Genomic DNA, 22,538 nt, shown 5'->3' on the forward strand with positions numbered 1-22,538 from the left:
CTACGCCCCCGCGGCCTTGCGGGGCGTCGCCTCGGTCCAACGCAGCGTCCGCAGCGGGGGGGCGCCTGGCTTCGGTGTCGACTGCCCCGGCTTGTGGAAGCTGTGGCAGGTCGTGCAGTCGGCGTCGTCGGCGGCGGCGATCTGGGCCGTGGTCTTGCCATGGCACGTGCCGCACTTGGCGAGGTCGGGGATCAGCACGTCGGCCGACTTGTCCGAGACCTTGGCCCGGTGGCAATCGGCGCAGGCGAAGCCGCCCTTCTTGGACTCTCCGGGGCCGCCGTGTTCGGGCACGCTGTGGTCGAAGCCGCCCCGCGGCAGGTACTTGCTCGCTAGCTTCGTGGGCGCGAGCTGCACCGTGTCGCCGGCCCAGGTGATCGTATGGCAGTCGTAGCAGGCGCCGCCGGGCGAGAAGGTCGCGCGGAAGGCGCTGGCTCCGGCGCCGGAGAAGGCGGTCGGACGGATGCCGCCCGGCCGCGTGCGGTCCGAGCCGCCCGGCGCCGAGATCGAGCGGCCGGCAAGGGTGGCGATCACCTTGTTGACATCGCCGTGGGGCAAGTTGCGCAACTGCCCGCCGACCCGGTCGTAGGCCAGGCTGTGGCAGGTCCCGCAGTCGCGCTCCATCTCGATCGGCTTGAAATTCTTGCCCGTCGCGTCGCGACGGTGGCAGTCGGCGCACTCCAGCGCCGCGCCGTAGCCCGCGCCCTTGCCGAGATTGATCGCCTGGCGCGCGACCCCGCCCAACGGGTCGAGGTGCAGCCGGTGGGGGAAGATCAGGCCGTTCCGCTCCTGCGGCGCGGTGTCCAGCGCCACCCGCTGGAACTTCGGCGACGGCCCGGCCTGGGTCATCACCTGCGCCCGGAAGTTGGGGTGCTTGCTCCAGTCGGGCGTGTCGATCAGCTCGGTCGTTTTGAGCCGCATCTTCAACTCGGCGTGGCAGCTTTCGCAGGACTGCACGACCACCAGCTTGGGCTTGTCGGAGGCCGGAGCTTCGGCCGTGCCGCCCTTGGCCCTGGTGTGCTCGATATGACAGCTCGCGCAGCGGTCGGTCGGGTGGTTGAAGGCCCGCTGAATCAGCACATTGGCCTTGGCGCCCAACCCGGGCGGCAGGGGCGTCGCCTTCACCAGTTTGCCGTGTTCGGCGTGCTCGGAGATCAGCAGCGGCTCGAAGGGACTGCCCAGCCGCTTCGCGTTCGCCAGGGCCTTGGGCGCCTGGGCCGGGTCGGCCGCGTGGCAGGACAGGCAAGCCTGGTCTCGGACGGCCACGAACGCGTTGGCGTGGCATGATTTGCAGTCCTGCTGCAGGAAGGCGTGTGACTTGGACAGCGCGCCGGTCGACCACTGCTCGTCCGGATGGATCTTCGGGTTCGCCGCGAACAGCACGAAGATCATCGGGATCGCGAGGCACAGCAGGAAGATGCCGGAGCCGAGGACCCAGGCCATGTTGCGGCGGCCGAACACCTTGGCCTGTAGCGAGAAGACGCTGGGGCTGGCGTGGTGCTCGTCATCGTCGCGGCTGATGGTGACGCCCACGCCGCCGTCCTCGGCCGGCTCCAGCGCCAGGCTGAAGTCGCCGAAGCGGACCACGGGCCGGCTGGCGGCGTCGAGCGTGGCGCCCATCACCGACTTGCCGCCGACATCGAAGGGCAGGCCGGCGGTGGATTCGATGCTGACCCGGCCGGGTCCGCTGAAGCGCATCCGCGCGTGTTGCGGATCAACGGAAAGGTCGGTGAGGACGATGTCGTTGCCGCTGGCGCGACCGATCGAGAGCTCGGCCTTCTCCAGCGTGCGCTCGCGGATGATCGGATCGCCGCCGCCGGCGCGCTGGGTGATCAGTCGGAGGTGGAAGGTTTCGGCCACCGGATCACCAGTACGTAAAGACGCTGACGATGTGGGCCGTCAGCGCCGCCAGCAGCGCGAAGGTCGCGGGGATGTGCACGAACAGCCAGCCTTCGAGGACGGCGGTGATCTGCATCTGCCGGCGCGCCAGCCCCAGGACGTCGGCCTTCTGCTCCAGGACCGTGACGATCCTATCGACCGCTTCGGCCTGACGCGGATCGGAGGGGGCGGGCAGGGCCTTCATCTGGCGAAGCGCGCGGGTGTTGGCGCAGTCGCCGTAGCTGCCTGTGAGGCGCTTCCAGAAGCTGCCGCCGAGGTCTGTCTCCTCCAGCGACAGGCGCACGATCTGCGCGCCGTTCCGATCGAGCGGCAGAGCAAGGTCGTGAAGCTGCTTGTCCAGGCTCTCCAACGCTTCCAGCATCTGCTTGCGGGTGGTCTCCCCGCGGTTGCCATGCAGACGCTGGGGCAAGGTGGCGTAGGCCCAAATCCCCAGCGCGCCGGAGACGATGACCAGCATCATCAGCGCATAGGCCAAAGTGTGGATGTTCCAGCCGAACTGGAAGCCGGTGTGGAGGGTCGCCAGGATGACCAGCGACAGGCCGAGATAGACGTGCGCCGAGACCCAGGCCTTCAGCGAGTAGTGGCCCGAGGTGATCACCCGTTTACGGATGCCGAGGCAGGCTAGCCAGACGATGAGGCCGGCGCTGATCGTGCCGAGGACGTAGCCCAGCCAGCTACCGCCGCTGGGCGGCTCGGAGAGGCGGGCGGCCACGAAGAAATAGACCGCGATCGCGACGAGACAGAGCAGGGACGCGATCTGCGCCCAGCGGAAGCCCTTGTGCCGCAGGAACCCCTCGTGGGTCCGCTGCCGCACGCGCTCGGTATGATGCCCCCCAACCTGTGTCACGGCCTAGCCGGCGCCTTTCTCGATCCGCGCCACCGACAGGAAGGCGTCGGGGGAAACCCGGATCGCCGCCCCCGTAGGACACGCCCGCACGCAAGCCGGCCCCCCCGCCTTGCCCGAGCACATATCGCACTTGATGGCGAGCTTAGGCGATTCCGCGCCGGCGCCAGACTTGGCCGCCTTCTTCCGCCACTCGTACGGCGGCTGGCCGGGGCCGGGGCCCTTGCCGAACAGCATCCATTCCCAGAGCTTCGGCTTGGGGGGCGGCGGCTTGTCCATCTGGATCACGCCGTAGGGGCAGGCCCGTTGGCAGTTGCCGCAGCCGATGCAGGTGTCCGAGATGAACACCTCGCCGTCCGGTCCGCGGCGGATGGCGTTCGGCGGACAGTCGCTCATGCAGTGCGGATGCTCGCAGTGCCGGCAGGACGTCGGCACGTGGATGTTGGCGAAGGTGGTGCCGGCCTCGCGGTTCAGGCGCGACAGGCCGTCGTGGCTGTCGGCGCAGGCCTTCTCGCAGTTGTCGCAGCCGACGCAGAGGCTCTCGTCGATCAGGAGCACGTCGGTGGCCTCGCCGATGCCCTGCTTGATGAGGAAGTTGGCGACCGAGGAGTACATGTCGACGGCGCCGCCGAACTCCTCCTTCTGCTCCTCGATGAAGGCGTTGATCTCGCGCCGCGCCTTCATCTCGTCGTACATGCGCTTGGCCAGTTCCGGCTTGCGCGCCAGCAGGCGCCGGAACGGGTCGGCAGGCAATTTCACGACGGTCGAGCGGATGGCCGCCTTCACGGTGGCCACGCGCGGCGCGCGCTCGATCATCGCCATCTCGCCGGAGTACGAGCCGGCGGGCACGTAGCTCATGAAGACCGGCTTTCCGCCCAGGTTCTTCTCCACGATCATCGAGCCCGAGCGGATGATGTAGAGGTCGTCCGAGACGTCGCCCTCGTTGATGATCGCCTGGCCGGGGCGGATCTCCATCACCTCGGCGCTGGCCAGCACCTCGGAGATGTCGGCGGGCGTCAGGCCTGACTTGAAGATCTGCAGCACCTGCCGCTCGCTGGTGATGCGGTTCACCGTGTCGCGAGCTTCCGGCACCTGGGCCATCAGCTTCAGCGCGGCCATGCGCGGGATTTCGACGCAGATCGTCGGCTCCGCCGCCCGGATCGTCGCGCCGCGCTTGCGTCCCGAGATCAGGCCCACCTCGCCGAAGATCGAGCCCTCGCCGATCGGCACGGTGATGTTCGGATTGGACGGGTCGACCTCCACTTTCACCGAACCTTCGGCGATCCCGAACAGGGACGAGCCTTGGTCGTTGCGAATGAAGATCGCCTCGTCCGCCTTGTAGGCCTTCACCTCGGAGTCGAGCAGGAACTCGCGCATCTGCAGGGGGGAGAGGCCGTTCAAGATCTCGACCCGGCTGCGCAGGAACTCAAGCCACTCCGACACCGTGCGGCGACCGGGGAGGCCCTGCAGTTTTTCCTTCAGCAGCGGCTCGTCGGCGGGCTCCAGGTCGGTGGTGCCGGCAATGAATTCAACGACGTCGTACCCCTGGTTCATGCAGTGCTTGATCAGGGGATAGCCGGCGAGAGCGCCGATGACGTAGATGCCAGGCTTGGTGGTCTCGAAAGTTGGCGACAGCGTCGGGAAGGCCGAGGGCGACTCGCTGGCGAAGGCGATGCCGCAGCTCTCGACGAACTTGCGCGGCGGCGAGGCGCCCATCCGCGCGATGATCCGGTCGCATTTGTAGCGGGACGAGCCCTGCGGCGTTTCCACCGTGATCCAGCCCGGCTCGACCAGACTGGGCGACGTCTCGGTCATCACCGTCATGCGACCCGCGTCGCGCGCCGCCATCAGGTTGTCGACGTTGGCCTTCTTGGCGCGGGCGAAGTCGGCCGAGCGGTTGAGGATGGTGACGGTGTTGCCCTGGGCGGCGTCGGCGGCCAGGCCCAGTGCGTTTTCGATGCCGGCGTCGCCCGATCCGACGACGAAGATGTGCTCGTCGGTGTACTCGCCGGGATCGTCCAATTGGTACTGCACGTGAGGCAGGTTCGCCCCGTCGCAGCGCATCAGGTTCGGGTTGCCTTGGGTGCCGATGGCCAGGACGATGTTCTCGGCCCGGATCGGCTCGCCCTTGGTGAGTTCGAGCGTGAATGCGCCCTTTTCGCCAGTGATCGCCTTGACCTCGGCCTTGTAGCGCACGTTCACGCCGGCGGCCTTCACATCGGCGTCCCATTGCTCAAGGATCTTCTCGCGCTTGCCGGCGTCGAAGTCGCAGTCGGAGCGGAGGACCAGCACGGCCGGCGTGGCCATGACGTGCTTGCCCTTCTGGTAGCGGAAGATGGTGTCGGAGAGATGGTCGGTCTTTTCGAGCAGGACGTGGCTCATGCCCTTGCTGGCCGCGTGAGCGGCCGCGCTCATCCCGGCCGGACCGGATCCGACGATCGCGATCTTGTAGACTTCCGACATCGCCCCCAACGCCCCTAAGCACCTTACGGCCGACTCAAAGCGTTGGCCGCAATCCCTCCGCCTTCACGCTTCCACCTGCCTTTGGCACAGTAACATTTCCGATCCGCGCCGAACGCGGTACCACGCACCGCGGGTCGGAGGGGAGCATAAAGTCCATGTTGGCGGAAGTCGGTCAGTTCGCGCTGATTCTCGCGCTGCTGCTGGTCGTGGTCCAGTTGGCGACCCTGTTCTGGGGCGCTCATCGAGGTGACGGCGTGCTCATGGCCGTGGGCCGGCAGGCGGCCCTGCTTCAGGCCGGCTTCATCGCCCTGGCCTTCGGTGCGCTGGCCTGGTCGTACGTCACCTGCGACTTCTCGGTGGAGCTCGTGGCCGAGCACAGCCACACGACCCAGCCGCTGGCTTACAGATTCGCCGCGACCTGGGGCAGCCACGAAGGCTCGATGCTGCTGTGGGTTCTGATCCTGGCCATCTACGGCGCCGGGGTTTCGGCCTTCGGCGGCGCGCTGCGCGAAACCCTGCAGGCCCGGGTGCTGGCGGTGCAGGGCGTCATCGGCGCGGCCTTCCTGGGGTTCCTGCTCTTCACGTCGAACCCGTTCCTGCGCCTCTCGCCGGCGCCCGTGGAGGGCACGGAACTCAATCCGCTGCTGCAGGACCCCGGCCTGGTCCTGCACCCGCCGCTGCTCTACCTCGGCTACGTCGGGTTCTCGATCGCCTTCTGCTTCGCCGTCGCCGCGCTGATCGAGGGTCGCGTGGACGCCGCCTGGGCGCGCTGGGTTCGCCCCTGGGTGCTGGCGGCCTGGATCCCGCTCACCGCGGGCATCACCCTGGGCAGCGCCTGGGCCTACTACGAACTCGGCTGGGGCGGCTGGTGGTTCTGGGACCCGGTGGAGAACGCCTCGCTGATGCCCTGGCTGCTGGGTACGGCGCTGCTGCATTCGGCGCTGGTGCTGGAGCGGCGGGGCGCGCTGGTGAGCTGGACGATCCTGCTCGCGATCCTGACGTTCTCGCTCAGCCTCGTAGGCACGTTCCTGGTCCGCTCGGGAATCCTGACCAGCGTCCACGCCTTTGCGGTCGACCCCAAGCGCGGCGTCTACATCCTGGGCATCCTGGCGGCGACCACCGGCCTGTCGTTGGCCCTCTACGCCTGGCGGGCCCCGGCCATCCGGACCGGGGCGCTGTTCCAGCCGCTGTCGCGCGAAGGCGGGATCACGCTCAACAACCTGTTCCTCACAGCGCTAACCGCGACCGTGTTCCTGGGCACCTTCAGCCCGGTGTTCATCGAGATGATCAACGCCGACAAGATCTCGGTGGGGCCGCCTTATTACGCCAAGACCTTCGCGCCGCTGGCGATACCACTGCTGGTCCTGGCGGTCTTCGGGCCGGTGCTGAACTGGAAGAAGGATCAGGCGAAAGCTGCGTTCCTTCGGCTGCGCATTCCCGCGATCGTCGCGGGCCTTGTCCTTCTGGCGGCGCTGCCGTTCGGGGGACTGAAAGGGATCGCGACGGCCGACGGCCTGGCGCTCGGCGTCTGGCTGGTCCTGGGCTCGGTCTGGATCCTGGCCCGTCGCTGGTGGTCCGGCCGGGCCTATCTGCAGCGGGCGATCCTGACCACGCCGCGTTCGATCGTCGGGCTGGTCGTGGCGCACGCGGGCCTGGGCCTTTTGACCCTGGGCATCACGGGCGTGACGTCCTGGGAGTCCGACAAGGTGCTCAACATGAAGGTCGGCGACACCGTCGCCTTTGCGGGCCGCACGCTGACGCTCACCGACTATGCCCTGACCGAAGGGCCCAACTACCAGGCCAAGACGGCGCGCTTCGCGGTGAAGGGGGCGACGGGAGGCTATGACCTGCGCAGCGAGAAGCGCTGGTTCCCCGTGGCGCAATCCCAGACCACGGAAGCGGGGATCCGCGTCGGCCCGCTCGGCAACCTCTATGTCTCCATCGGCGAGGAATCCGAGGCTGGCGTCATCGTCCGTCTATGGAATCATCCCCTGATCGTGTGGATCTGGATCGGCGGCTTCGCCATGGCGGCCGGCGGCGCGGTTTCCCTCAGCGACCGCCGCCTGCGCGTGGGGGCCGCGATCAAGACCCGTCCCATCGCCCAACCGGTTCCAGCGGAATGAAGCGTCTCCTGTTCATCCTGCCTGTCGTGGGCTTCCTCGTCCTGCTGGGTGTGTTCTTCGCCGGCCTGGGCCGCGACCCGCGCGCGTTGCCCTCGGTGTTCATCGGCAAGCCGCTGCCGGCGTTCGCCACCGCGCCCCTGCGCCCGGGCGACACCGGGCTCGCCAATACCGATTTCCAGAAGGGCGAGCCGGTCCTGCTCAACGTCTTCGCCTCCTGGTGCGGCCCGTGCCGCGTGGAGCACCCGGTCCTGATGCGCCTGCGGCAGGAGGGCGTGGTTATCCACGGCCTCGACTGGAAGGAAGACGCCGCCGCAGGACAGAGATGGCTGGCCGAACGGGGCGATCCCTACGTGCGCGCCGGCAACGATCCTACGGGACGTACCGGCATCGAGTTCGGCGTCGCCGGGGTGCCTGAGACCTTTGTCATCGATAAGCAGGGCCGCGTGCGCTACCGCCACGTGGGCGCTCTCACGCCCGAGGACTGGGACAGCAAGATCGGCCCGCTGATGGAACAACTGAGGAAGGAATCGTGAGGCGCCTTCTCATCCTCACCGCGACACTTGCACTGTTGGCCGGGCCGGCCGCGGCGGTGAACCCCGACGAAGAGCTCAAGGACCCGGCGCTGGAGGCGCGGGCCCATCAGCTCTCCAAGACCCTGCGGTGCGTGGTCTGCCAGAACCAGTCGATCGACGATTCCGACGCCGCGCTCGCCCGCGACCTGCGGATCATCCTGCGCGAGCGGATCGACGCCGGCGACACCGACCAGCAGGCCGTCGACTACATCGTGGCCCGCTACGGGAGCTTCGTGCAGCTCGATCCGCCTATGCGCTTCGACACCCTGGCGCTGTGGTTCGGCCCCCTGGCCGTGCTGGCGCTGGGCGGGATCGGCGCCTTCGTCTACATGCGAGGCCGCTCGCCGGCCGCCGCCGGTGCGCTCACCCCGGATGAGGAGGCCGACGTCGCCGCGATGCTGAAGTCGGATGAGGCCCGCTAGATGCTATGGATGATCCTGACCCTGATGACGGTGCTCGCCGCCGTCGGCCTGGCCATCCCGCTGGTGCGCCGCCGGGATGCGGCGCGGGCCCAGCGCGCGGACGCGGTCAGCGTCCTCAAGGACCAGCTCGGCGAGATCGAGGCCCAGGCCGCGTCGGGGGCCTTGGGCGAGGGCGAGGCCGAAGCCCTTAAGTCCGACCTGAAGCGCCGCGTGCTGGCCGAGGGCCGCCGCGCCGACGCGCCAAGCCGGCCTCTGCCCGATAGGACGCTGCTGATCCTGGCCCTGGGCATCGTGGCGGTCGTCACGCTGGCGGGGACGGGGCTCTACCTCAAGATCGGCCGTCCCGACGTGCCCGGGACCTCGGCGCTGAAGGGCGGCCCGGCGTCGATGGCCACCACCGCCGACGGCGCCCATCCGAACGGCGACGTGACGGCCATGATCGGCCAGCTCGAGGCCCAGATGCGCGAGCGGCCGGACAATGCTGAGGGCTGGCGGATGCTGGGCTGGTCCTACATGCAGACCGGCCGAAACGCCGAGGCGGCGGTGGCTTACGGCAAGGCCGCGGGGCTCGACCCGAACAACGCCGAGTACCTGTCCGCCCAGGGCGAGGCGATCGTGCTCTCGTCCGACGGCGCGGTGACGCCCGCCGCCGAGGAGGCGTTCAGGCGCGCCGTGACGGCCGATCCCGGCGATCCGCGCGCGCGCTACTACCTGGCTGTGGCGAAGGACCAGCGCGGCGAGCGCGAGGCGGCCATGAACGACTGGATCGCCCTGCTGAAATCCGCGCCGCCGGACGCGCCTTGGGCGGTCGAGGTCCGCACCTTCGTCGAGAAGGTCGCCGCCGACCGCGGGATCGACATCGCCTCGCGCCTGCCCGCAGCATCGGCGGGGCAGTCGCCCCCGCAGATGGCCGGGCCGGCGATGGGTTCGGCCCCGCGCGGCCCGACGCAGGAGCAGATGGCCGCCGCCCAGACCATGAGCGAGGGCGACCGGCAGCAGATGATCCAGGGGATGGTCTCGGGCCTCGCGGCGCGTCTGAAGCAGAATCCGAAGGACCGCGCCGGGTGGGAGCGGCTGCTGCGCGCCCGCATGGTCCTGGGCCAGACGCGGGAGGCCGCGGCGGACTATCGAGACGCCTCGCGGGCCTTCGCCGGCTCGCCGGCGGACCAGCAGGCGCTGCGCAGCACCGCCCAGCAGCTCGGCGTTCCGGTGGGGTGATGACGGACATCCTGGAAAAGAGTGTCGCGGGAACGGCGGCCCAGCGAATCCTGGAGCTGCTGCCCGAGCCGGTCCTGCTGGTTCAGGGCGGGGAGGGCGATGCGCCCGAGATCGCCTACGGCAACCGCGCCGCGCGCGAGGTCTTCCGGATCGAGCTGGAGGGCGCGCCGCTCGGCGCCGCCCTGCGCCGGCCGGAAGTGCTGGAGACGATCGAGGCGGCGCTGGAAATGGCAGCGCCGGCCGAGGTGGCCTTCGAGACCATCGGCGTGCAGCCGCGGTTCTGGCGGGCCTTCGCGAGGCCGCTAGACACCGATGGCGAGGGCCCCAACCAGCTCGTGGTGATGCTGCGCGACGAGACCGACGCGCGCCGCACAGAGCGCATGCGCGCCGACTTCCTGGCGAACGCCAGCCACGAGCTGCGCACGCCGCTGGCCTCTCTGGCAGGCTTCGTCGAAACCCTGCGCACCCACGCCAAGGACGACCCCGAAGCGCGCGACAAATTCCTGGGGATCATGGCCCAGCAGGCCACGCGCATGGCGCGCCTGGTCGACGACCTGCTCTCGCTGAGCCGTATCGAGCTCAACGAGCACATTCCTCCGTCGGGCAAGGTGGAACTGGCGCGGACGATCCAGGACGTCTCCGACGCCGTGAAGCCGCTGACCGCCGAGCGCGACGTGAGCATCGTGGTCAGGCCCCAGGCTGGGGTCACTCCGGTCACCGGCGACCGCGACCAGTTGGTGCAGGTCATCCAGAACCTGGTCGACAACGCGGTGAAGTACACGCCGCGGGGTGGGAAGGTCACCGTGACGCTGGAGTCCGCCGCCAGCCTCGACGCTGCCCGCGCCGCCAGCCGGACGGGCGTCGGCCTTTCGCTGCTGTCGCCCGACAGCGGAGAAGGGCAGGCCTATGTCGTCCTGCGCGTCACGGATGAGGGCCCCGGGATCGCCCGGCAGCACCTGCCGCGCCTGTCCGAGCGGTTCTACCGCGTCGAGGGGCAGCGCAGCGGCGGGACGGGCCTCGGCCTCGCCATCGTCAAGCACGTGGTCAATCGCCACCGCGGCGGCCTCACGGTCGAATCGCAGGAAGGCGAGGGCAGCACCTTCAGCGTCTACCTGCCGGTCGCGCCGACCTCCGCGCCTGCCGCGACGAGCTGACGCCGCCCAGCAGTTTTCGCTGTCACAAATCCCCGTCGCCGTCGCAAAACTGTCGTCAGACCGCTTTATTTTGCACTGCGATGGAGAGGGGTGGCGTGACACGTACCTATCAGGCCGAGCTACGGCAGCTCGTGGCCGAAGTCATTCGGATGGGCGGCCTCGCCGAGGCCCAGGTCGTCGACGCGATCGACGCCGTCGTCCGCCGTGACGTTCCCCTGGCCCAGGCGCTGATCGTCCGCGACCTGCGCCTCGACAGCCTGCAAAGCGAGGTCGAGCGCCGGGCGCTGGACCTGATCGCCACCCACCAACCCGGCCATGCCGACCTGCGCCGAGCGATCTCGACTCTCAAGCTGGCCATGAACCTCGAGCGCTGCGGGGACCTCGCGCGCAACATCGCCAAGCGCAGCCTGGTCCTGTCGGCGGGCGAGCCGATCATGCCGCTCACGGGCGCCATCGAGCGCATGGGCCGGCTGGTCTCGTCTCGCCTGCGCGAAGTGCTGGACGCCTATGCCGCCGGTGACGTGGAGCCCGCGCTCGATGTCTGGCGGCGCGATGGCGAAGTCGATGAACACTACGAGAGCCTGTTCCGCGAACTGCTCTCGCTCATGACCAATCACCCTGGCTCAGTCGCCGCCGGGGCCCACCTGCTGTTCATCGCCAAGAACCTGGAGCGCATCGGGGATCACGCGACCAACATCGCCGAGATCCTGCACTTCCAGATGACGGGCGAGGAGCTGACCGGTGCGCGGCCCAAGGTGAGCTTGCCGGACATCGAAGTGGAAGGCTCATCGCCGTGACCCCTTACGTACTGGTCGTCGAGGACGAAGACGCGCTCGCGACCCTCCTGGACTACAACCTCATGAAGGAGGGCTTCCGCGTCGAGCGGGCCGCCGATGGCGAGGAGGCGCTGCTGCGCGTCGCCGAGGAGCCGCCGGACCTCGTGGTCCTCGACTGGATGCTGCCGAAGGTCTCGGGCGTCGAGGTCTGCCGCCAGCTCCGCGCCGGCGCCGAGACCCGCCGCATCCCGGTCCTCATGCTGACCGCCCGGGGCGAGGAGGCCGACAAGGTCCGCGGCCTCGACACCGGCGCCGACGACTATGTGGTCAAGCCTTTCGCCATGAGCGAGCTCGTGGCCCGTATCCGCGCGCTGCTGCGCCGCACCCGGCCGGAGCTGGTGGAAGAGCGCCTCGAATACGCCGACCTGATCCTCGACCGCGGGCGCCATCGCGTGACTCGTTCGGGGAAGGACGTGCACCTCGGCCCCACGGAGTATCGCCTGCTCGACTTCCTGATGCAGCGCCCCGGCCGGGTGTTCAGCCGCGAGCGGCTGCTGGACGCGGTCTGGGGCGCCAACACCTACGTCGAGGTGCGCACCGTGGACGTCCATGTCGGGCGCTTGCGCAAGGCGCTTCGCCAACCGAACGCCCCAGACCTGATCCGCACGGTCCGCTCTGCGGGTTACGCCCTCGACACCGAAGGCTGACCGCCGAACGGCGTCATCCGAACGTCACAGACTCGGCGGATCGTCCGATGCGTCTTCTCGCCGTTGGGGGCAGCGATGCTTGAGACCACCTCGGCCGTCCGCTGCCGGACGGCGTTCATCTCCGACATCCACCTGGGCACGAAGGGCTGCCAGGCCGAATTGCTCCTCGAGTTCATCCGCGAACTGGAGTGCGAGACGCTCTACCTGGTCGGCGACATCGTCGACGGCTGGAAGCTGCGCTCGGGCTGGCACTGGCCCCAGGCGCACAACGACGTGGTCCAGAAGATCCTGCGCCTGGCGCGCAAGGGCGTGAAGGTGATCTACGTCCCCGGCAACCACGACGAGGTCGTTCGCGACTTCTGCGGCGTCCACTTCGGCGGCGTGATCGTGGCGCGCGACGCCGTGCACGAAGCCGCCGATGGTCGGCGCTACCTGGTCACCCATGGCGACGAGTTCGACGGCGTGGTGCAGAATGCCCGGTGGCTCGCGTTCCTGGGCGACTGGAGCTACCGCGCGCTGATCGCGCTCAACACCCACTTCAACCGCGTGCGACGCATGTGCGGCCTGGGCTACTGGAGCCTGTCGGCCTACCTGAAGCACAAGGTGAAGGACGCCGTGGCGTTCATCGACCAGTTCGAGGCCGCCATGGCCGAGGAGGCGCGCCGCCGCGGCGTTCACGGCGTGATCTGCGGTCATATCCACAAGGCCGAGATGCGCGACATCGGCGGCGTCATGTACCTCAACGATGGCGACTGGGTGGAGAGCTGCACCGCCATCCTCGAGGGCTTCGACGGCAAGTTCGAGATCGTCGACTGGCTGCAGGCTCGCAAGGCCGTTGTCGCCCAGCCCATCCCCCTGCGGCCGATCGCGGCCTGATCTCCGCAAAAAGAGGGCCGCGACCGGGGGGCGGTCGCGGCCGAAACGCGGCCTCGGGGCGGCCGACTGGAGAGATACGCGAGGGGTTTACTGCGCGGGACGCTAGCCGCGCCCCATGTCGGCCCCGTGACGTCTTTGCGAAGGCCGAAAAAGAAAAGCCGCCGCGGCGAACCGCGACGGCCCGAAGGCGCTCCGGGGGGAGGAGCCGCTAGAAGTTGACCTGACCGCGGGCGGCCAGCGCGTTGTATGTCTGGCCGACTTGGACGCCCGCCGCATTCAGCCGGTCCACGTCCACGTGCTGCCAGTCGAGCATCAGGCGCATGGACGGGTTCAGATACCAGTTCAGCCCGACGGTCCAGATCTTCTGCTCGCCGCCGCGGACGGCGCCCAAAACCGGCGCGGTCCCGAGATTGCCTTCCCGGTAGTTGAGGTCGGTCATCGAGTAGCGCGCGGCCACTTCGAAGGCGCCCCAGGTGCCGGCCTCGGGATTGAAGTTGTAGTTCAGCTTCGGGGCGTCGAAGCGGGCCTCGGCGGGGTTGTAGACCCGCGGCTCACCGGTCAGGACCCACGAGCCCATCACGTACCAGCCGCTGAAGCGCGGATCCGGCGGGACCGCCGCCGTCGTGATGCGGCGGTCGATCTTGTACTTGAACCACTCACCCTCGATCATCGCCGGGCCGTACTGGAATGCGCCCTCGAGGCCCAGGACGGCCACGTGGCTCGCGTCGATCGCGCCGGTGTCGATCAGGCGCGTGCCGTCCAGGCGCAGTTCGGGGCGGTCACGCAGTTGCGCGGCATAGCGCGGGTTGGCGCTCGCGCCCGCGTCGTTCGGCTGGATCACGTACTGGTAGTTCGCGCCCAGGTGGGCCAGCCAGGTCGTGCCGCCGTAAGGGGCGAAGGCCACGCGGCCGATCCAGGCGGTCTGCTCGTCGAAGGGCTGCACCGTGGCCGAGGCAGCCGAGCTGCCGGTGGCGATGATGTTGCCGGTGTAAGCGGTCGAGAAGAACCAGCGGGTGGCGATCCCCTCGTCACTGCCGCCGAGCACGCCGTTGCCGCTCACCTGCGCCGCGACGCGGCTGTCGCCGGCGGCGACGCTGCGCGCGATCTCGGCGGGCGCGGGGCGTTCCATCAAGGGCATCTGGCTGGTGGAGACCGCCGCGGCGAGGCCGATGTTCGGCTCGAACGCGCCCACCTTGATGCGGAAGGGCTTGAGCGCCGTGTAGGTGATGGCGGCTTCGTAGAGCCGGCCGGGGTCTTCCTGGCCGGACCCGCCGAACTCGTAGATGAACGAGTAGTCGAAGTCGCGGAACAGCTTGCCGTCCAGGCCGATGCGGGCGCGGCGGAAGTTAGCGCCCTCGTTCAGGTCGCGGTTCGTGACGGCGGCCGGGAGATTGTCCTTCTGGAAGTACTTGCCGGCGTCCAGCATCAGGATCGCCTTGATGTTGGCCGTGAAGCGGCCGTCGGCCGTGGCGAACGACGGACGGCCGTTCGGCAGGCTGGGCGTGACGGTGGCGCCGGGCGGCGCCTGCTTCAGCGTGGCGATGTCGGTGGTCGCCGTCTCCTGCGTCGACTTCATGTCGGCGATCTGGGCGGCCATGGCGTCCAACTGCTGCTGCATGGCGGTCAGTTGGCTGTTCTGCTGGCCCTGGGCCATGGCGTCGAGCTTGGCGCGCATCGCGTCCAACTGCTGCTGCATGGCCTGGAGCTTGGCGTCGTTGGCGGAGGCTGGAGCGGCGAGGGCGGTGGTCGAGACGCTGGCGAGCAGCACCCCGGCCAGGCTCGCCGACAGCCACGCGGCGCCGCCGCGCTTGAGAGACGTTCCCATCGTGAGGAATCCTTGGTTTGGCCGCCAGGACGGCGACGTCGACGGGCCGGTCTCTAGGCTTCCAGTGCGACGCTTCGGCAAAGATCGGATGACGAATTGATGACAAGGCCGGAAGCGCCGCCGTTGTCATGTAACTGACATCGCAGCGTCACCTCATCTTCGCGCGGCCTGCCTAAACCGGCCTCGAACAGGCGCCCGCCGGCGCCGTGTCGACGAGGGGTCTCCCAATGTTCAAACGCTATCTCACCGCCATCGTGGCGGCGGCCTCCCTGGCCGGCTTCGGCGCGCAGGCCGCCGACATCTCGGGCGCGGGGGCGACGTTCCCGGCTCCCGTCTACGCGAAGTGGGCCGAAACCTACCGCGCTCAGACGGGCAACCGCCTGAACTACCAGGCCATCGGGTCGGGCGGCGGCATCCGCCAAATCACCGCGGGCACGGTCGACTTCGGCGCCACCGACAAGCCGCTGAAGCCCGACGATCTCGCCACCGGCGGGTTCTCCATGTTCCCGACCGTCATCGGGGGGGTGGTGCCGGTGGTGAACCTGCCCGGGATCAAGTCGGGCCAGGTCAAGCTGACCGGCGCCCTGACGGCCGACATCTTCCGCGGCGTCCTGAAGAAGTGGAACGACCCGCTGATCGCGAAGTACAACCCGGGTGTCCAGCTTCCGAACCTGCCGATCACCGTGGTGCACCGTTCGGACGGATCGGGCACCACCTTCCTCTTCACCAGCTACCTCGCGATGAAGGCTCCGCGTTGGGCCTCGGAAGTCGGTGCGAACGACGCGGTGAAGTGGCCGGTGGGCCTGGGCGGCAAGGGCAACGACGGCGTCGCCGCCTACGTCAAACAGACGCCCGGCGCGATCGGCTATGTGGAATACGCCTACGCCAAGCAAAACGGCCTGACCTACACGCTCCTCCAGAACAAGGCCGGCAAGTACGTGGCGCCGGCCGCCGCGAACTTCAGCGCCGCCGCCGCCAACGCCAACTGGAAGGCCGCCCCGGGCTTCTACCTGCTGCTGCTCGACCAGCCGGGCGGCGAAGCCTGGCCCATCACGGGCGCCACCTTCATCCTGGTGAAGACCAAGCAGGAGGACGCCTCGAAGGGCAAGGAGGTCCTGGCCTTCTTCGACTGGTGCTACAAAAACGGCGACGCCGCGGCGACCCAGCTCGACTACTTGCCGATGCCGGCCGCTGTGAAGGACATGGTCCGCAAGTCGTGGGCCAAGGTCGTCGGCCCGGACGGCAAGCCGGTCTACAAGTAGGTCTGTCCGACACGGACCGGAGACGTCATGGCCGGCCTCACCGCCGGCCATGTGCGTTTCGGAACTACCCTAACGACCGGTCCGCCAGCCGCGCCAGGCCGTAGAACGCCGCCGCGATCAGGCCCGAGGCGGGCAGGGTGATGACCCAGGCCCAGACGATGCGGCTCGCGATGTTCCAGCGCACCGCGGAGATCCGCCGCGAGGCCCCGACGCCGACGATGGCCCCGGTGATGGTGTGGGTCGTCGAGATCGGCACGCCGATATGGGTGGCCAGGAAGATCGTGATCGCCCCGCCGGTCTCGGCGCAGAAGCCCTGCTGCGGCGACAGGCGCGTGATCTTCGAGCCCATGGTGTGCACGATCCGCCAGCCGCCGAACAGCGTGCCTAGCCCCAGGGCCGCCTGGCAGCTCAGCACCACCCAGAACGGGACGTGAAACTCGGCGCCGAGTTGGCCGTGGGCGAACAGCAGCACGGCGATGATGCCCATCGTCTTCTGGGCGTCGTTACCGCCGTGGCCCAGCGAGAACAGCGCCGCCGAGACGAACTGCAGCTTGCGGAACGTGGAGTCGGCGAAGGCGGGCGTCGCCTTCACGAACGTCCACGACACGATCAGCACCAGGACCAGCGCCAGCACGAAGCCAAGTGTCGGCGAGACCACGATGCCGGCCACGGTCTTCCAGACGCCCGACCAGACAACCCCCTCGAACCCGGCCTTGGTGATGCCCGCGCCCAGCAGCCCGCCGATGAGGGCGTGCGACGAGGAGGACGGGATGCCGGCCAGCCAGGTAATCACGTTCCAACTGATGGCGCCGCCCAGGGCGCCGAAGATCACCGCGTCCGAGATGATGTCGGCGCTGATGATCCCCTTGCCCACCGTGTTGGCCACGTGCAGGCCGAAGAACAGGAAGGCGATGAAGTTGAAGAAGGCCGCCCATAGCACCGCCCACCGCGGCGACAGGACGCGGGTCGATACGATGGTGGCGATCGAATTCGCCGCGTCGTGCAGACCGTTCAGGAAGTCGAACGCCAGCGCGACGAAGATCAGGAAGATGAGCAGCCAGCTCACGCCTGCGAGGTCCATGGCGGCCTAGAGGTGCTCGATCAGCACGCCGCTGATCCGGTTGGCCACGTCCTCGAAGCGGTCGACCACCTTCTCGAGATGATCGTAGATCTCGGCCCCGACGATGTAAGCCATGGGATCGGTCTTGCCGACATTGCGATAGAGCGCCGCGATCCCCGCGTCGTAGAGTTGGTCGGACTCTTCCTCAAGCCGGGTCACCTGCTCGGTGATGCTGTTGAGGCGTGCGGCGTTGGCCTTCATCGAGCGGAGCAGGGGCACCGCCTGCGCCGTCAGGTCGGCGGTCTTTACGATCACTTCGCCCAGACGCAGCATGTCCGGCTGGAAGGTCCGCTGCTCGAACAGCGCCGTGACCTTGGCCGTCTTGTGCATCTGGTCGATGGCGTCGTCCATCGAGGTGGTCAGGTCGATGATGTCGGCCCGGTCGAAGGGTGTGATGAACGTGCGTCGGACCAGCAGCATCACCTCGCGGGTGATGTCGTCGGCGTCGTTCTCATGCTTGGCGACGGCGGCGCAGTGCTCGGGCGTGGTCGGCCCACCCTCGAGCAGCTTGTGGAGCGATTGCGCGCCGGCGCAAAGTGTCGCAGCGTGCCGTTCGAACAGGTCGAAGAACCCGCGCTCCTTGGGCATGAGGGCCTGGAACCAGTTCACATTCGACCTCTATGGATGGCGGCGCGTCGGGTGCGCGGCGGTCCCATAGCGCGATCCGCATCGGCCGTCATCGAACTGTCGTGTCGACGTCGCAAAAGCTTCAGCAAAGTGTCGCCAAACTGTCATGCGCCCCGCGTAGAGCGAGCTTCAGGATCGCCCGAGAGCGGAGGTGTCGTCGCGTGCGTCGGAAAATCATCCTGAGCCTGGTCGCGTGCCTGGCGCTGTCGGCCTGCGGCCAGAAGACGGACAAGAAGGGCGAGGCGGCGCCGGCCGCCGCGGGCGCCCAGATCTCGGGCGCGGGCGCGTCGTTCCCCGCGCCGCTGTACGCCAAGTGGGCCGAGGCCCAGAAGGCCGAGACGGGCGTGGCGCTGAACTATCAGGCCATCGGCTCGGGCGGCGGCATAAAGCAGATCAAGGCCAAGACGGTCGCCTTCGGCGCCAGCGACAAGCCCCTCAAGGGCGAAGAGCTCGACGCCGACGGCCTAGCCCAGTTCCCGACCGTGATCGGCGGCGTGGTGCCGATCGTGAACCTGCCCGACATCCAGCCCGGCCAGCTCAAGCTGACCGGTCCGCTCCTGGCCGACATCTTCCTCGGTAAGGTCAAGAAGTGGAACGAGCCGGCGATCGCGGCGCTCAATGCTGGCGTGAAGCTGCCGAACCTGCCGATCACCGTCGTGCACCGTTCGGACGGCTCGGGCACCAGCTTCCTCTTCACCAGCTACCTGACGGCGGTCGCGCCGCAGTGGGCGTCGGTGGGCGCCAGCGACGCCGTGAAATGGCCGACCGGCCAGGGCGGCAAGGGCAACGACGGCGTCTCGGGGTACGTGAAGCAGACCCCGGGCGCGATCGGCTATGTCGAATACGCCTACGCCAAGCAGAACGGGCTGCCGCACGCCTCGCTGCAGAACGCCGCCGGCAAGTTCGTCGATCCGACCGCGGATAGCTTCTCGGCCGCGGCCGCCGGCGCCGACTGGAGCAAGGCTCCGGGCTTCGGGACGCTGCTGATCAACCAGCCGGGCGAGGGCGCCTGGCCGATCACCGGCGCCACCTTCATCCTGATGCACAAGGCCCAAGCCGACGCGGCCACGGGCAAGGCGGTCCTCGCCTTCTTCGATCGCGCCTATTCGACGGGCGACGCCGCCGCCAGCGAACTGGCCTATGTGCCGCTCCCGGCGGACCTCAAGGCCAAGGTGCGGGCGAGCTGGGCGACCATCGTGGGCCCGGACGGCAAGCCGGTCTTCGTCCCGGCCGCGCAATGACCGTCACGGCCGACACGGCGCCGGCCGCCGCGGCGCCCGCGCCGCCGCGGTCGGCCTTCGGCGCCGCCTTCGACCGCGGCTTCGAGATCCTCTGCTTCTCGGCGGCGACCTTCCTGCTGACGGCGCTGGGCGGCATCGTCGTGTCGCTCGTCATCGGCGGCTGGCCGGCGTTCCAGACGTTTGGGTTGAACTTCTTCGTCAGCGCCGAATGGGATCCGGTGCAGGAGATCTACGGGGCAGCGGGCGCCGTCACCGGCACGCTGGTAAGCGCCACTCTGGCGCTGGTCCTGGCCCTGCCGCTGTCGCTGGGCATCGCCATCTTCCTGGTCGAGCTGTGCCCGCCGATCCTGCGTCGGCCGATCGGCACGGCTGTCGAGCTGCTCGCGGGTATCCCGTCCATCGTCTACGGCATGTGGGGCCTGTTCGTGTTCGCCCCGTGGTTCGCTAAGCACGTGCAGATGCCGATCATGATGTCGGCCAGGCCGGGCACCCTCTGGGAAACGATCACCACCGGCGTGCCGAACGGCGCCGGCATCCTTTCGGCCTCGATCATCCTGGCGATCATGATCCTGCCGTTCATCGCCGCCACGATGCGCGAGCTGCTGCTCACCATCCCGGCCCAGGTGCGCGAGAGCGCCTACGGCCTGGGCTCCACGACCTTCGAGGTCGTGCGCAAGGTGAGCCTGCCCTACATCCGCACCGGCGCCATCGGCGCGGTGATGCTGGGCCTGGGCCGCGCGCTCGGCGAGACGATGGCCGTCACCTTCATCATCGGCAATGCGCACGGCTTCCCGACCTCGATCTTCGCGTCCGGGTCGACGATCGCCTCGACGATCGCCAACGAGTTCGCCGAAGCGACCGAGGAACTCCACGCCGCGTCGCTTATCGCGCTCGGCCTGGTGCTCTTCGTCATCACCTTCGCGGTCCTGGCGCTCGCCCGGCTGCTCATCGGACGGCAACAACACACATGAGCACGTCGCCCGCGCCGCGGCTGGCCCGCCGCATCAACGAACTGGTCTTCCTCGCCTTCTGCTGGACGGCGACGGCGGTGGCGCTCCTCTTCCTGGCCGCCATCCTCTGGTCGCTGCTCAGCCAGGGCATCGGGGGCCTGGACCTCGACATCTTCACCAAGAGCACCCCGGCGCCCGGATCGGTGGGCGGCCTGCTCAACGCCATCGTGGGTTCGCTGATGATGTGCGTGGTGGCGATGGTCGGCGCGGTGCTCGTCGGCGTGCTCGCGGGCACGTGGCTGTCGGAGTATGCGCGGGACAGCCATTACGGAAAGGTGGTCCGCTTCCTGAACGACGTGCTCCTGTCGGCGCCGTCGATCCTGGTCGGCCTCTTCGTCTACGAGGTGCTCGTCGCGCCGGTGAAGGGCTTTTCGGGCCTCGCCGGTTCGGTTGCGCTCGGCCTGCTGGCCGCGCCCGTCATCACGCGCACGACCGAGGACGTCCTTCGGCTGCAGCCCACGGCCTTGCGCGAAGCCAGCGTCGCCCTGGGCGCGCCCGTTTGGCGGACCATCCTGGCTGTGATCTGGAAGTCGGCCCGCGGCGGCATGCTGACCGGCGCGCTGCTCGCCTTCGCGCGCATCAGCGGTGAGACCGCGCCGCTGCTGTTCACCGCCCTGAACAACCAGTTCCTCAGCTTCGACCTCACCAAGCCCACGGCCAACCTGCCGGTCGTGATCTTCAACTTCGCCCTGTCGGCCTACGACGACTGGCGCCGCCTGGCCTGGGCCGGCGCGCTGCTCATCGCCGCGACCGTCCTGACGGTGACCGTCGTCGCCCGCATCCTCGCCCGGGAGCCTCGCCGCTCATGAACGTCCAAGTCGAAATGCCCCAGGAGACGGCCGTCCTCGAACTGCCGCCCGAGATCGTGAAGCTTCAGATCAAGGACCTGAACTTCTTCTACGGGCAGAAGCAGTCGCTGTTCGACGTCAGCGTGTCATTCGCGGCCAACGCCGTGACGGCGCTGATCGGCCCCTCGGGGTGCGGCAAGTCCACGCTCCTGCGCACACTGAACCGCATCTACAACCTCTATCCGGGCCAGCGCGCCACGGGTCAGGTGCTGCTCGACGGCGAGGACATGCTGGGCCCGCGGGTCAACGTCGCCGCGCTGCGCGCTCGGATCGGCATGGTCTTCCAGAAGCCGACCCCCTTCCCGATGTCGATCTTCGACAACGTCGCCTACGGCGTGCGGCTCTACGAGAAGCTCGGCAAGGCCGACCTCGCCAATCGCGTCGAGGACAGCTTGCGCCGCGCGGCCCTGTGGGACGAGGTGAAGGACAAGCTCAAGGAGTCGGGGCTCAGCCTGTCCGGCGGCCAGCAGCAGCGCCTGTGCGTCGCCCGCGGCATCGCGGTGAAGCCCGAGGTCCTGCTGCTCGACGAACCAGCCTCCGCCCTCGACCCGATCTCAACGGCGCGTCTGGAGGAGACGATCTCGGAGCTGAAGCGCGACTACACGATCGTGATCGTGACCCACAACATGGGCCAGGCGGCGCGCCTCTCGGACCACACCGGCTTCATGTACCTGGGCAAGCTGGTGGAGTTCGGCGAGACCGAGCAACTCTTCACGAACCCGGTAACCACCCGGGCGCGTGACTACATCACCGGCCGCTTCGGCTAGGAGGACACCGTGGACCATACCCTCAAGGCGGTGGACGACGACCTGGGCGCCCTGACGCACGACGTGGCGGCCCTCGGCGACCTGGCGGTGGCGCAACTCCGCGCGTCGGTCGACGTGCTCGTCCGCTATGACCTGCCGGCCGCCGAGAAGGTGGTGCGGGCCGACAATGCGGTGGATATCCAAGACGCCGAGATCGAACGGAAGGCCGTGCGGTTCATCGCGCTGCGCCAGCCCATGGCCGACGACCTGCGCCGGCCTATCGCGGCGATGAAGATCGCCATGCAACTCGAACGTTCGGGCGACCTCGCGAAGAACATCGCCAAGCGCGTGCCGCGCCTGGACGCCGCCCCGTCGGAGGGTCACTCGGCCCTGATCGCCGAACTGGGCCGGATGGCGGCCGAGCGGCTCGCGGCCGTGGTGAACGCCTATCGGGAGGATGACGCCCAGGCCGCCTACACCGTCTGGCTCAAGGACACCGAGATCGACGAGCGGCACGAGGGCGTGGTGCGGGAGATCGTGGCGGGGATGGCGGCCCAGGCCGACACCGTGGGGGACTCGATCCACCTGCTCTTCATCGCCAAGAACCTCGAGCGCATCGGCGACCACGCCACGAACATCGCCGAGCTCGTCCACTATCAGATCACCGGACAGGATCTGGCGGACCGTCCGAAACTCTAGGCCGTCGTCGCCCTGGGCGCGTCCGGGGGGGCAACTCCCCGCTCGTCATGGCCGGGCTTGTCCCGGCCGTCCGGACAGCCTGCGGATTGCGGAAGGCGCGTCGGGGCCC

The 22,538-nt window shown here is 68.7% G+C and carries 19 protein-coding genes and 1 pseudogene; 14 read left to right on the forward strand and 6 right to left on the reverse strand.

Translation table 11 applies throughout. The annotated features are described in order from the left end of the window. The 3 genes from Q0L11_RS21360 to Q0L11_RS21370 are packed head-to-tail and all read right to left on the reverse strand — an operon-like array spanning position 1 to position 5,203. A complete protein-coding gene (locus tag Q0L11_RS21360) occupies positions 1 to 1,857 on the reverse strand; it encodes a cytochrome c3 family protein (RefSeq protein WP_296599959.1) in 1,857 nt (618 codons plus the stop codon). Positions 1,858 to 1,861: 4 nt separating this feature from the next. Beyond that, complete coding sequence (locus tag Q0L11_RS21365; RefSeq protein ID WP_296599960.1) at positions 1,862 to 2,710, reverse strand: hypothetical protein; 849 nt, start codon at positions 2,708 to 2,710, stop codon at positions 1,862 to 1,864. Between the two features lie 36 nt (positions 2,711 to 2,746). Further along, positions 2,747 to 5,203, reverse strand: a complete 2,457-nt coding sequence (locus Q0L11_RS21370) for a cyclic nucleotide-binding domain-containing protein (protein ID WP_296599962.1) — start codon at positions 5,201 to 5,203, stop codon at positions 2,747 to 2,749. 155 nt (positions 5,204 to 5,358) lie between these two features. Here Q0L11_RS21370 and Q0L11_RS21375 point away from each other — a divergent pair, with 155 nt between their 5' ends. The 8 genes and pseudogenes from Q0L11_RS21375 to Q0L11_RS21410 all read left to right on the forward strand — a co-directional run. Then, positions 5,359 to 7,326, forward strand: coding sequence for a heme lyase CcmF/NrfE family subunit (locus Q0L11_RS21375; RefSeq protein ID WP_296599963.1), 1,968 nt, complete (start codon positions 5,359 to 5,361; stop codon positions 7,324 to 7,326). Further along, positions 7,323 to 7,859, forward strand: a complete 537-nt coding sequence (locus tag Q0L11_RS21380; RefSeq protein ID WP_296599964.1) for a DsbE family thiol:disulfide interchange protein — start codon at positions 7,323 to 7,325, stop codon at positions 7,857 to 7,859. The genes Q0L11_RS21375 and Q0L11_RS21380 overlap by 4 nt, the downstream gene beginning before the upstream one ends. Continuing rightward, positions 7,856 to 8,320, forward strand: coding sequence for a cytochrome c-type biogenesis protein (locus Q0L11_RS21385; RefSeq protein ID WP_296599966.1), 465 nt, complete (start codon positions 7,856 to 7,858; stop codon positions 8,318 to 8,320). The genes Q0L11_RS21380 and Q0L11_RS21385 overlap by 4 nt, the downstream gene beginning before the upstream one ends. 9 nt (positions 8,321 to 8,329) lie before the next feature. Next, positions 8,330 to 9,538, forward strand: coding sequence for a c-type cytochrome biogenesis protein CcmI (gene ccmI, locus Q0L11_RS21390; protein WP_296599967.1), 1,209 nt, complete (start codon positions 8,330 to 8,332; stop codon positions 9,536 to 9,538). Further along, entirely contained in the window at positions 9,538 to 10,692 is a 1,155-nt protein-coding gene (locus Q0L11_RS21395) for an ATP-binding protein (RefSeq protein WP_296599968.1), read from the forward strand. Before ccmI ends, Q0L11_RS21395 begins: the two co-directional genes overlap by 1 nt. A 95-nt stretch (positions 10,693 to 10,787) precedes the next feature. Continuing rightward, complete coding sequence (gene phoU, locus Q0L11_RS21400) at positions 10,788 to 11,489, forward strand: phosphate signaling complex protein PhoU (protein WP_296599970.1); 702 nt, start codon at positions 10,788 to 10,790, stop codon at positions 11,487 to 11,489. Further along, on the forward strand, positions 11,486 to 12,175 hold the full coding sequence (gene phoB, locus Q0L11_RS21405) for a phosphate regulon transcriptional regulator PhoB (protein WP_296599971.1): 690 nt from the start codon (positions 11,486 to 11,488) through the stop codon (positions 12,173 to 12,175). The genes phoU (Q0L11_RS21400) and phoB overlap by 4 nt, the downstream gene beginning before the upstream one ends. Positions 12,176 to 12,250: 75 nt before the next feature. Then, positions 12,251 to 13,003 (forward strand): annotated as a pseudogene (locus Q0L11_RS21410) (UDP-2,3-diacylglucosamine diphosphatase); the annotation flags it as partial. Positions 13,004 to 13,259: 256 nt separating this feature from the next. On the opposite strand, the gene Q0L11_RS21415 reads toward Q0L11_RS21410, so the two are convergent. Further along, positions 13,260 to 14,876 carry a porin gene (locus tag Q0L11_RS21415; RefSeq protein ID WP_296599972.1) on the reverse strand — a complete coding sequence of 539 codons (1,617 nt, stop codon included), beginning with the start codon at positions 14,874 to 14,876 and terminating at the stop codon, positions 13,260 to 13,262. Positions 14,877 to 15,103: 227 nt separating this feature from the next. Between Q0L11_RS21415 and pstS (Q0L11_RS21420) the strand changes: the two genes are divergently transcribed. Then, positions 15,104 to 16,138, forward strand: coding sequence for a phosphate ABC transporter substrate-binding protein PstS (gene pstS / locus Q0L11_RS21420; RefSeq protein ID WP_296599975.1), 1,035 nt, complete (start codon positions 15,104 to 15,106; stop codon positions 16,136 to 16,138). Between the two features lie 64 nt (positions 16,139 to 16,202). Here the strand turns inward: pstS (Q0L11_RS21420) and Q0L11_RS21425 are convergent, their stop codons facing one another. Next, positions 16,203 to 17,219 carry an inorganic phosphate transporter gene (locus Q0L11_RS21425; protein WP_296599976.1) on the reverse strand — a complete coding sequence of 339 codons (1,017 nt, stop codon included), beginning with the start codon at positions 17,217 to 17,219 and terminating at the stop codon, positions 16,203 to 16,205. A 6-nt stretch (positions 17,220 to 17,225) separates the two neighbouring features. Beyond that, positions 17,226 to 17,867, reverse strand: a complete 642-nt coding sequence (locus Q0L11_RS21430) for a DUF47 domain-containing protein (protein WP_296599977.1) — start codon at positions 17,865 to 17,867, stop codon at positions 17,226 to 17,228. 179 nt (positions 17,868 to 18,046) lie between these two features. Between Q0L11_RS21430 and pstS (Q0L11_RS21435) the strand changes: the two genes are divergently transcribed. Genes pstS (Q0L11_RS21435) through phoU (Q0L11_RS21455) form a run of 5 tightly spaced genes read left to right on the forward strand, consistent with a single transcriptional unit; the run spans position 18,047 to position 22,429 of the window. After that, positions 18,047 to 19,126: a phosphate ABC transporter substrate-binding protein PstS gene (pstS, locus tag Q0L11_RS21435; RefSeq protein WP_296599978.1), complete on the forward strand. Its 1,080-nt coding sequence runs from the start codon at positions 18,047 to 18,049 to the stop codon at positions 19,124 to 19,126. Then, positions 19,123 to 20,097, forward strand: a complete 975-nt coding sequence (gene pstC, locus Q0L11_RS21440) for a phosphate ABC transporter permease subunit PstC (protein ID WP_296599980.1) — start codon at positions 19,123 to 19,125, stop codon at positions 20,095 to 20,097. The genes pstS (Q0L11_RS21435) and pstC overlap by 4 nt, the downstream gene beginning before the upstream one ends. Continuing rightward, a complete protein-coding gene (gene pstA, locus Q0L11_RS21445) occupies positions 20,094 to 20,945 on the forward strand; it encodes a phosphate ABC transporter permease PstA (RefSeq protein WP_296599982.1) in 852 nt (283 codons plus the stop codon). Before pstC ends, pstA begins: the two co-directional genes overlap by 4 nt. Beyond that, a complete protein-coding gene (pstB, locus tag Q0L11_RS21450; protein ID WP_296599983.1) occupies positions 20,942 to 21,751 on the forward strand; it encodes a phosphate ABC transporter ATP-binding protein PstB in 810 nt (269 codons plus the stop codon). Before pstA ends, pstB begins: the two co-directional genes overlap by 4 nt. 9 nt (positions 21,752 to 21,760) lie before the next feature. After that, positions 21,761 to 22,429: a phosphate signaling complex protein PhoU gene (phoU, locus tag Q0L11_RS21455; protein ID WP_296599984.1), complete on the forward strand. Its 669-nt coding sequence runs from the start codon at positions 21,761 to 21,763 to the stop codon at positions 22,427 to 22,429. The last annotated feature ends 109 nt before the right edge of the window (positions 22,430 to 22,538 follow it).

Origin of the sequence: Phenylobacterium sp. (genome assembly GCF_024508875.1) — a bacterium.
GTDB lineage: Bacteria > Pseudomonadota > Alphaproteobacteria > Caulobacterales > Caulobacteraceae > Phenylobacterium.

Bases quoted from the DNA above. Each gene is read 5' to 3' on its own strand.
- Q0L11_RS21370 (WP_296599962.1), bottom strand. From the start codon at position 5,203: ATGTCGGAAGTCTACAAGATCGCGATCGTCGGATCCGGTCCGGCCGGG.
- Q0L11_RS21375 (WP_296599963.1), top strand. From the start codon at position 5,359: ATGTTGGCGGAAGTCGGTCAGTTCGCGCTGATTCTCGCGCTGCTGCTG.
- Q0L11_RS21380 (WP_296599964.1), top strand. From the start codon at position 7,323: ATGAAGCGTCTCCTGTTCATCCTGCCTGTCGTGGGCTTCCTCGTCCTG.
- ccmI (WP_296599967.1), top strand. From the start codon at position 8,330: ATGATCCTGACCCTGATGACGGTGCTCGCCGCCGTCGGCCTGGCCATC.
- Q0L11_RS21395 (WP_296599968.1), top strand. From the start codon at position 9,538: ATGACGGACATCCTGGAAAAGAGTGTCGCGGGAACGGCGGCCCAGCGA.
- Q0L11_RS21415 (WP_296599972.1), bottom strand. From the start codon at position 14,876: ATGGGAACGTCTCTCAAGCGCGGCGGCGCCGCGTGGCTGTCGGCGAGC.
- pstS (WP_296599975.1), top strand. From the start codon at position 15,104: ATGTTCAAACGCTATCTCACCGCCATCGTGGCGGCGGCCTCCCTGGCC.
- Q0L11_RS21425 (WP_296599976.1), bottom strand. From the start codon at position 17,219: ATGGACCTCGCAGGCGTGAGCTGGCTGCTCATCTTCCTGATCTTCGTC.
- pstC (WP_296599980.1), top strand. From the start codon at position 19,123: ATGACCGTCACGGCCGACACGGCGCCGGCCGCCGCGGCGCCCGCGCCG.
- pstA (WP_296599982.1), top strand. From the start codon at position 20,094: ATGAGCACGTCGCCCGCGCCGCGGCTGGCCCGCCGCATCAACGAACTG.
- pstB (WP_296599983.1), top strand. From the start codon at position 20,942: ATGAACGTCCAAGTCGAAATGCCCCAGGAGACGGCCGTCCTCGAACTG.